The organism is Corynebacterium sp. HMSC075D04, from assembly GCF_001815635.1.
In the GTDB taxonomy this organism is placed as follows: Bacteria; Actinomycetota; Actinomycetes; order Mycobacteriales; family Mycobacteriaceae; genus Corynebacterium; species Corynebacterium coyleae.
This window is the reverse complement of record NZ_KV821357.1, coordinates 39,289-41,033: the sequence shown is the minus strand read 5'-3', so window position 1 is coordinate 41,033 and position 1,745 is coordinate 39,289. Positions and strand designations below refer to the sequence as shown.

The 1,745-nt window shown below is 55.0% G+C and carries 1 protein-coding gene and 1 pseudogene; both read right to left on the bottom strand.

Going from position 1 to position 1,745, the window contains the following annotated elements:
* The coding region (gene istA, locus HMPREF3048_RS08680; RefSeq protein ID WP_070771886.1) for an IS21 family transposase at positions 1 to 1,251 on the bottom strand (1,251 nt) is incomplete at its 3' end.
* A 119-nt stretch (positions 1,252 to 1,370) separates the two neighbouring features.
* Positions 1,371 to 1,745 (bottom strand): annotated as a pseudogene (locus HMPREF3048_RS08675) (transposase); the annotation flags it as partial.

Here is a 1,745-nt window from a genome sequence, read left to right as displayed (position 1 = left end):
CCGAAACGGCCTAAAACAACTTGACAAAACACAGTGCCCTTCATCGGCGCCGCTTGGCCCATGGTTGGGATCAGTGGAGTACCGGTATTTGAATCCGTGAAGGCGTGTGTGCTCAGCAACTAGTTGATCACCGTTGAAGATGCTCACCAGTTGCGGGGTGAGCCTGACCGTCACTGCCTCTCCTACCAGCTGAAATGGCACAGAATAGTACTGGTAGTCACAGGTGATGTGCCAATTACGGTCGACTTTGAGTCGCTTGTATGACACTTCTGTAAACGGTGTCGGCGGCAGATCGCGCATCACTGGTGCTTCTTCTTGCTCAAAGCGCATGCGCCGTGTTGTGCCATCAGCCCGTGTCATTGCGCTGTTGATATCGGCAAGCCGGTCAGCGATTGCCTCATTGAGTTCATCGAGATTGTAGAAGACCTCGTCGCTGAAATACCCGAGTATTTTGGTGTAGGCGATTTTCACAGCACGTTCTACTGCCGCTTTGTCGCGTGGCCTGCCAGGTCTTGTCGGCACAATCGTGACCCCGTAGTAGTCGGCAAACGCTGCGTAGCGGTCAGTGACCATCCGGTAGCCTGAATGCTTCCTCGGCCGGTAGGTCGCCGTAGAGGCATTATCCGGCACGATGACCGCCGGTAATTTGCCAAGATAGTTCAACGCTTTGACGTGGCATGCAATCCAAGCCGGCATCTTCTCATTCGCAGCAGCAGTGACGTACATCAGCCCTGAGTACGGGCATACCGCGACAAACAGCGACGCCTTGAATGCGGTATCACCACTGGCCTGATCCACCACCGGCACTTTGTCGCCAGCCCAGTCGACGTAAAGCTCTTGCCCCGGCTCATGGGTGACGACTTCGACAAGATCATGAGCACGGAGAAATTCATTGAGCCCACTGCAAAACTGGGAGTACTGGTACTTTGTCTTGTCCGTCGGACACGGCTGCGACAAGTAGTCCATCCACAGCTTGTGCCTGGTCACGTGCTTTTTGCTTTGGAGCTTGCGTGCAAGGGCTTGAAAATCAGGCTGGTCGTAGGACATCGTCCGCTTACTCCGGCCGTCGCTGAATCGCTCATCGAACCATCCCGGTGGGAGTTGGCGGAAACGCTCTGGCGTTAGTGACTCCTCAGCGATGACTTTCTTTGCGCGGGATACTTCTCGTCGTGAACATCCCAATGCGTGTGTGATCTGTGCGTAGCTTGCACCGTCAAGGCACATCGCGATGATCTGTTTGAAGTTAGCCACAAGGACCGGCTCCTTCCAAGTAGATGTTGACGCGACACCACCGGATTGTGGTGTCGCCAACATCAACTATGAAAGAAAACCCCTTGCAGTACCGGGTACGTGGAACACCGGTACCAACTACGCGGACTCGCGGTACCAACTACCCCAAATCGACATCGCCAGGTGGATTGGGCGTCGGGTTGTTGGAAGATTGTCTGGAACATCGCTTAAGACCATCGGCCACTGGGTCTTGGGGACTTTTGCGTAGAGGTTTTTCGCGAAGTGGGTGCGACAGCGCCACGACGCATCGGGCAGCACTTCAGATATCGCGTGCTGGATGCCCTCATGGGCGTCACTGGTGATAAGGAAGACACCGCGAAGTCCACGAGCTTTTAAGTCCTGGAAGAAGCCCTTCCACGACGCGTTGGATTCCGTGGTGGCAACATGCATACCGAGCATTTCCCGGTAGCCGTCAGCGTTAACACCGGTGGCCAAAAGTACGGAGCATTTGACCA